Source organism: Taklimakanibacter albus (assembly GCF_016595235.1).
GTDB classification, from domain to species: Bacteria; Pseudomonadota; Alphaproteobacteria; order Rhizobiales; family Aestuariivirgaceae; genus Taklimakanibacter; species Taklimakanibacter albus.
On record NZ_JAENHL010000008.1, the window covers coordinates 2,011,514 to 2,018,810 of the forward strand.

The following is a 7,297-nucleotide window of genomic DNA, read 5'->3' on the forward strand; positions in this document are numbered from 1 at the left end:
TTACTAGCTGCGCTTTGACCCCAGCGCCTATGGTTTCGCCACAACGCCCTGAAAGGCCGAAAACATGACGCATCCCGGATATAAGCAGTTCTGTCCCGTCGCCATGGCCGCCGAACTCCTGTGCACGCGCTGGACCATGGTGCTGCTGCGCGAATTGGTGGCCGGAACGACGCGCTTCAACGATCTGCGCCGCGGCGTTCCCAAGATGTCGCCGACGCTTTTATCGCAACGACTCAAAGAACTTGAGACCGCCGGCGTGATCGAGCGGAAAGCCCACCGCTCGGACCGGGGCGTCTTCGAGTACCACATGACGGAATCGGGCAAGGACCTGCGCTCCGTCGTCGAAGCGATGGGGTTCTGGGGACAGAAATGGGTCGAGGCGCGCCAGACTCTCAAGAATCTCGATCCGTCCCTGCTGATGTGGGACATGCGGCGCAATCTGAACCCGTCTCCGCTGCCTGCCAGGCGGGCAGTGATACAATTTTTGTACAAGGAGCTTCCGGCTTCGAAGCGGCTCTGGTGGCTGGTCGTCGAACCGCATGGCGAGGTGGATCTCTGCTGGTCCGATCCCGGATTCGATGTCGATCTCTATGTCGCGACGGACCTGCACACGATGACGGCGATCTGGATGGGTCATACGACGGTCGAGAAAGAGCGCGACAAGGTCCTCCTGACCGGCGATCGCGGCATCGCGGACAGCATGCAGTCGTGGCTTGGGCTCAGCCCGTTCGCGATCGAGCCGAAACGCGTCGCGGCGTAGCACGATCTCTTCCCAATCGACAAATGAACTTGCCCCGGTTTATGTGTTGAGTGGCAATCGGGCGGCTAGTGCGGCCGTCACGACGTGAGGGGATGACATGAAGGCGGGTACCATACTCTGTTGCGGCGAGGCGCTGACCGATTTCATACCGCGCCTCACGCAGGAAGGCGCCGCGGCCTTCGAGCCCAAGGTCGGCGGATCGGTCTTCAATACCGCGGTCGCGCTCGGCCGGCTCGGCATCGCCTCGGCTTTCCTCGGCGGCCTGTCCAGCGATTTCTTCGGCGATGAGCTGCGCAAGGCGCTGTCGGCCAGCCATGTCGATATTTCGCTCAGCCCCGTCTCCGAGCGCTACACGATCGCGGCCTTCGTCAAGCTCGAGGGCGGCCAGGCACGCTATTCCTTCATCGATGAGGGCTCGGCCTGCCGGATGCTGGCGCCACAAGACCTGCCGGCCTTGCCCGATGCCGTCGCAGCGCTCCATCTCGGCTCCTTTCCCCTGGCTCTCGAGCCATGCGGTTCCGCCTTCGAAGCCCTGTGCCGGCGCGAGCATCAGAAACGCGTCATCCATTTCGATCCCAATATCCGCGCCAATCTCATCAAGGACCGTGGCCAGCACCGCGCCCGCGTCGAACGCATCGTGGCAATGGCGGACATCATCAAGCTGAGCGATGAAGATCTCGCCTGGATGGCGCCGGAGAGCGGCATCGAGGCCTTTGCCCAGGACTGGCTGAAGCGCGGCGCCAAGCTGGTCGTCGTCACCCGCGGCAAAGATGGAGCCGTCGCTTTCACGTCCAAGTTCAAATGCGAGATTCCCGGGGCCAAAGTGACGGTGGCCGACACGATCGGCGCGGGCGATACGTTCACCGCCGGGCTTCTCGCTTCGCTCCATGGCGGAAACCTCCTGAGCAAGGCTGCCATAGCGGCACTTGACCGGACAAGCGTGCTCGCGGCATTGAACTTGGCCATTACGGCCGCCGCGGTTACGGTATCGCGACCCGGCGCCGATCCACCCTGGGCCCATGAGCTGGCTCACTTACGCGAAGGATAAAGCATGACCGTCTCGAAACGCGCTCTCGATGCCCTGATGCAGCATCGTGCCAAGAAGCCGTTGCGCGACATGCGCCAGGTCTTCAACGACGATCCTTTGCGCTTCAAGCATTTCTCGCTCAGCCTGAACGACCTGCTGCTCGACTGGTCGAAATGCGCGGTGACCAACGAGACGATGAAGCTCCTGCGCGAGCTCGCGGTCGCGAGCGACGTGACGGGCAAGCGCGACCAGATGTTCGCGGGCGAGCTCATCAACACCAGCGAGCAGCGCGCCGTGCTGCATATTGCGCTGCGCAACCGTTCGAACCGGCCGATCCGTGTCGACGGCAAGGACGTCATGCCCGAGGTGAACCACGTCCTCACCCAGATGCGCGATTTCGCCACCGGGGTGCGCTCGGGCGCCATCGCCACGGCGGGCGGCAAGCGCATCACCGATGTCGTCAATATCGGCATCGGCGGCTCGGATCTCGGCCCCGCCATGACGGTGCTGGCGCTGGCGCCCTATCATGACGGGCCAAGGCTGCATTTCGTCTCCAATGTCGACGGCGCGCATTTGGCCGATACGCTGAAGACTCTCGACCCGGCGCGCACCTTGTTCCTCATCGCGTCCAAGACCTTCACCACCATCGAGACGATGACCAATGCGCATTCGGCGCGCGACTGGATCGTCAAACATCTGGGCGAGATGGCGGTCGCCAAACATTTCGCCGCGATCTCGACGGCGCTCGACAAAGTCAAGGCCTTCGGCATCGGCGAGGAGCGAACTTTCGGCTTCTGGGACTGGGTGGGCGGTCGTTATTCGGTGTGGTCGGCCATCGGCCTGCCCTTGATGATCGCCATCGGGCCTGAGAATTTCGCTCATTTCCTCTCCGGCGCGCATGAGATGGACGAGCATTTCCGCATCACGCCCATCGAGCAGAACCTGCCCATCACGCTGGGCCTCATCGGCGTGTGGCACCGCAATATCTGCGCCTATGCGACACGCGCCGTGATCCCTTACGACCAGCGCCTCGCCAGGCTTCCGGCCTATCTGCAGCAGCTCGACATGGAATCGAACGGCAAGGGCGTCGAACGCGACGGCACGCCGGCCGAGACCCAGACCGGCCCGGTGGTGTGGGGCGAGCCCGGCACCAATGGCCAGCATGCCTTCTTCCAGCTCATCCACCAGGGCACCAGCGTGATCCCGGTCGAATTCCTGATCGGCGCGCAGTCGCATGAGCCGGGCCTTCCCATCCATCACGATCTTTTGATGGCCAATTGCCTGGCGCAATCGGAAGCGCTGATGCGCGGGCGCACGCTCGCCGAAGCCAAGTCGCAAGTGCTCGCCCAGGGCAAGAGCGACGCGGAAGCGACGAGGCTCGCCCCGCATCGCGTCTTCACCGGCGACCGGCCGTCGCTCACCATCGCCTACCGGAAGCTCGATCCGCAGACGCTCGGCCGGCTCGTTGCGCTTTATGAGCACCGCGTCTTCACCGAGGCGGCGATCTGGAACATCAATGCCTTCGATCAATGGGGCGTCGAGCTCGGCAAGGAGCTGGCGACCGGCCTCCTGCCGATCGTCGAAGGCAAGGAAGACGCCTCGGCGCGCGACGCGTCGACCCAGGGACTGGTGGCGCATCTGCGGGGCTTGCGGTAGGGATTTTTGCCCTCGCCCCTCGAAGAGGGGAGAGGGAGGGACCCAACGCGCCAGCGTTGGGAGGGTGAGGGGCGTCCCTGTTACCCTTTCCAGCCGACGCGGTATTCGAAATAAGTTTGCTTGTCATTGCACCAAGAGACCGGGTGCCCCTCACCCTTCCCGCCGCAATGCGGCGGGCCCCTTCCCTCTCCCCGCTTCGCGGGGCGAGGGTGACTATTGACAGTCTCAAGCCCTTCAGCCTCACTCAGACGGCATGTCCTCCTTCTGGAAGAGATTCAGCAAAGACCGGGTCGCGTTGTTCGGGCTCGTGGTCATCACCATCGTCGTGCTGGCGGCTCTGCTGGCCCCGGTGCTGGCGCCCTATGATCCGTCCGAGCAGTTTTTCGACGGGCTCACCCTCGAAGGCTCGCCCTTGCCGCCCAATGAGCGTTTCTGGTTCGGCACCGACACCAATGGCCGCGACCAGCTCTCGCGGCTCCTTTATGGTGCGCGCACCTCGCTGCTGATCGGCCTCGTCGCCAATGGCATCGCGGTGCTCATCGGCACGCTGCTCGGCGTCATCGCCGGCTATGCCAAGGGTTTTATCGGCGCCGCCATCATGCGCTTCACCGACCTGATGATGGCGTTTCCGCCGCTGCTGCTCGCCATCGCGCTCGCCGCCATCCTGAAGCCAGGCCTCTCCATCGTCATCGTCGTCATCGCGCTCGTCAACTGGGTGCAGATCGCCCGCGTCATCTATACCGAGACGACATCGCTCGCCGAACGCGAATATATCGAGGCGGCGCGCGCCCTCGGCGCCTCGACGCCGCGCATCCTGTTCCACCATCTCATTCCGCATCTCGTCCCCACCATCATCGTCTATGCCACACTGGGCATCGCCACCACGGTGCTGCTCGAAGCGATGCTCTCCTTTCTCGGCCGTGGCGTGCAGCCGCCGACGCCGGCCTGGGGCATGATGATCTTCGAAAGCCAGTCCTATTTTCTCAACGCGCCGTGGCTCGTCTTCATTCCGGGGGCCGCCATCCTGATCGTGGCGCTCGCCTTCAATCTCGCCGGCGACGGCTTGCGTGACGCGCTCGACCCGACGCAGCGGGGGCGGCGCTGATGCTGTTCTATTTCGCCAAGCGGCTCTCGGCCTCGGCCCTCATCCTGGTGGGGGTGACGATCGTCACCTTCTGCCTCACTTTCCTCATCCCCGCCGATCCGGTGGCGATGATCGCCGGGCGCAATTCGACGCCCGAAATGCGCGAGCAGATCCGCATTCAGCTCGGCCTCGACAAGCCGCTCATCCAGCAATACGCCGCCTATGCCCAGCGCCTGGCGCAGGGCGATTTCGGCATTTCCTATGCCCGGAAAAGTGAAGTCGGCCCGCTCATCGCGTCGAGGCTTCCGGCCACCTTGCTGCTCATGCTGGGGGCGATCATCGCCGAGCTCCTGATCGGCATTCCGGCCGGGCTCTATGCCGCGGCCAGGCGCGGCCAGACCGGCGACAAGGTGGCGATGACACTGTCCTTCCTCACCGTGTCGACGCCGCAATTCGTTCTGGGCCTCAGCCTCCTCTATTTCTTCGCCTATCTGCTCGGCTGGTTCCCGTTGAGCGGCTATGGCTCGCTCAGCCACCTGATCCTGCCCGCCGTCACCCTGGGGCTGGCCGGCGGCGGCTGGTATTCACGCATGATGCGCTCCTCGATGATCGAGATCCTGCGCCAGGACTACATCCGCACCGCCCGCGCCAAGGGCATGAGCGAGAAGCGGGTGATGCTCGTCCACGGCCTGCGCAACGCCATATTGCCCATCATCGCCATGATCGGCCTCGATGTCGGGATCTTCATGTCGGGCGTCGTGGTGGTGGAGAATGTCTTCGGCTGGCCGGGCATCGGGCAATTGATGTGGCAGGCCATCCAGTCGCTCGACATCCCGATCATCATGGGAATAACGACCGTCGCCGCCTTGTTCATCGTGGCCGGCAATCTTCTGGCCGACCTCGTCGCCCCCCTGATTGACCCGCGCATCCGCTTGCGCTGATATACGCCTTTATTAGTTCATATATAAAATAACCGGGAGATACAGACATGCGAGCCTTGCTGATTTCGACCGCCGCCGCCTTGGCCCTTTTCGCCGCCGCTCCGGCGGCCCTGGCGCAAAGCCCCAAGCAGGGGGGCGCCGCCGTGGTGACCTTCAATAACGACCTGACCACCCTCGACCCGCAGGTCGGTTATGACTGGCAGAACTGGTCGGTCATCAAGTCGATCTTCGACGGGCTGATGGACTACAAGCCGGGCACCACCGAGCTCGAACCCGATCTCGCCGAAAGCTACACCGTCTCCGATGACGGCCTGACCTACACGTTCAAGCTCCGCGACGGCGTCAAATTCCACAATGGCCGGGCCATGACGCCAGCGGACGTCAAATATTCGCTCGAACGCGCCGTGAACCCGGCGACGCAGAGCCCGGGCGGCGGCTATTTCAGCGCCATCGATGGTTATGACGCGCTGGCCGGCGGCAAGGCCACCGAGCTTTCCGGCATCCGCATCATCGACGACAAGACGATCTCCTTCACCCTGACCCGGCCCGACGCCACCTTCCTGCATCTGATGGCGATCAACTTCGCCTATATCGTGCCCAAGGAAGAGGTCGAGAAGGCCGGCGCCGATTGGGGCAAGAAGCCGGTCGGCACCGGCGCCTTCAAATTCAGCGAATGGGTGCCGGGCCAGCGCATCGTGCTCGAGCGCAACAAGGATTATTACCGCCAGGGTGTGCCCTATCTCGACAAGCTCACCTTCGAATTCGGCCAGGACCCGACGGTCGCCATTCTGCGCTTGAAGAACGGCGAGGTCGATATCGTCGGCGACGGCATCCCGCCCGCACAGTTCACCGAGATCATGGCGGATCCCGCCAATAAGGACCTGATCGCCGAAGGTGACCAGCTCCATACCGGCTATGTGACCATGAATGTGACCCAGCCGCCCTTCGACAATTTGAAGATCCGGCAGGCGGTCAACATGGCGATCAACAAGGACCGTATCGTCAGGCTGATCAATAATCGCGGCGTACCGGCCAGCCAGGCGCTGCCGCCGGCGATGCCCGGCTACAACAAGGACAATAAGGGTTACGCTTACGATCCGGACGGCGCCAAGAAGCTGCTTGCCGAGGCGGGACAGCCGGAAGGCTTCACCACCGAGCTCTATGCGATGAATGTCGATCCCAATCCGCGCATCGCGCAAGCCATCCAGCAGGATCTCGCGGCCATCGGCATCAAGGCCGAGATCCGCTCGCTGGCGCAGGCCGAAGTCATCGCCGCCGGCGGCACCGGCAAAGCGCCGATGATCTGGTCGGGCGGCATGGCGTGGATCGCCGACTTCCCGGATCCGGCCAATTTCTATTACGGCATCCTCGGCTGCGCCGGCGCCGTCGAAGGCGGCTGGAACTGGTCGAAATACTGCAACAAGGAGCTCGACGGGCGCGCCGAGAATGCCGATGCGATGGTGAAGGCCGATCAGGCCGAAACCCGCATCAATGAATGGAAGAGCGTGTTCGACGACGTGCTCAAGGACGCACCCTGGGCGCCGGTCTTCAACGAGAAGCGCTTCACCTATCATTCGGCCAGGCTCGGCGGCGCCCCTTCGCTCTTCACCGACCCGATCCATATCCCGGTCAACTACGATTACATCTTCGCGAAAGACGCCCAGTAGCAGGATGAGTTATCTCGCGATGGCCTATCTGTCTTCCGCGATCCCATCTTTACCCTCGCCCCCAACGGGGGAGAGGGAGGGGCCCGATGCGCAGCATCGGGAGGGTGAGGGGGAACAGACCGAGAAGCCTGTCGCATTTCGGCGGAGTTCTTCCGCCGGTTC

6 protein-coding genes are annotated in these 7,297 nt (G+C 63.4%); all 6 read left to right on the forward strand.

Features of this window, described 5'->3' with window-relative positions; genetic code table 11:
• The first annotated feature begins 64 nt into the window (after window positions 1–64).
• The 6 genes from JHL16_RS32560 (at window position 65) to JHL16_RS32585 (ending at window position 7,135) form a co-directional block, all read left to right on the forward strand.
• Window positions 65–760 (forward strand): winged helix-turn-helix transcriptional regulator, encoded by a 696-nt coding sequence (locus JHL16_RS32560; RefSeq protein WP_200188999.1) that lies wholly within the window; start codon window positions 65–67, stop codon window positions 758–760.
• A gap of 97 nt (window positions 761–857) precedes the next feature.
• Window positions 858–1,808: a carbohydrate kinase family protein gene (locus JHL16_RS32565; RefSeq protein ID WP_200189000.1), complete on the forward strand. Its 951-nt coding sequence runs from the start codon at window positions 858–860 to the stop codon at window positions 1,806–1,808.
• 3 nt (window positions 1,809–1,811) lie between these two features.
• On the forward strand, window positions 1,812–3,443 hold the full coding sequence (pgi, locus tag JHL16_RS32570; protein WP_200189001.1) for a glucose-6-phosphate isomerase: 1,632 nt from the start codon (window positions 1,812–1,814) through the stop codon (window positions 3,441–3,443).
• A 253-nt stretch (window positions 3,444–3,696) separates the two neighbouring features.
• Entirely contained in the window at window positions 3,697–4,548 is an 852-nt protein-coding gene (locus JHL16_RS32575) for an ABC transporter permease (RefSeq protein WP_200189002.1), read from the forward strand.
• The gene (locus JHL16_RS32580; protein ID WP_200189003.1) at window positions 4,548–5,468 is read left to right on the forward strand and encodes an ABC transporter permease; all 921 of its coding nucleotides are present in this window, start codon (window positions 4,548–4,550) and stop codon (window positions 5,466–5,468) included. Before JHL16_RS32575 ends, JHL16_RS32580 begins: the two co-directional genes overlap by 1 nt.
• 47 nt (window positions 5,469–5,515) lie before the next feature.
• Window positions 5,516–7,135: an ABC transporter substrate-binding protein gene (locus tag JHL16_RS32585; protein ID WP_200189004.1), complete on the forward strand. Its 1,620-nt coding sequence runs from the start codon at window positions 5,516–5,518 to the stop codon at window positions 7,133–7,135.
• Window positions 7,136–7,297 lie beyond the last annotated feature (162 nt).

Excerpts from the sequence above, each read along its gene's own strand:
- JHL16_RS32585 (WP_200189004.1), top strand. The coding sequence starts at position 5,516 with ATGCGAGCCTTGCTGATTTCGACCGCCGCCGCCTTGGCCCTTTTCGCC.
- JHL16_RS32565 (WP_200189000.1), top strand. The coding sequence starts at position 858 with ATGAAGGCGGGTACCATACTCTGTTGCGGCGAGGCGCTGACCGATTTC.
- JHL16_RS32560 (WP_200188999.1), top strand. The coding sequence starts at position 65 with ATGACGCATCCCGGATATAAGCAGTTCTGTCCCGTCGCCATGGCCGCC.
- JHL16_RS32580 (WP_200189003.1), top strand. The coding sequence starts at position 4,548 with ATGCTGTTCTATTTCGCCAAGCGGCTCTCGGCCTCGGCCCTCATCCTG.
- JHL16_RS32575 (WP_200189002.1), top strand. The coding sequence starts at position 3,697 with ATGTCCTCCTTCTGGAAGAGATTCAGCAAAGACCGGGTCGCGTTGTTC.
- pgi (WP_200189001.1), top strand. The coding sequence starts at position 1,812 with ATGACCGTCTCGAAACGCGCTCTCGATGCCCTGATGCAGCATCGTGCC.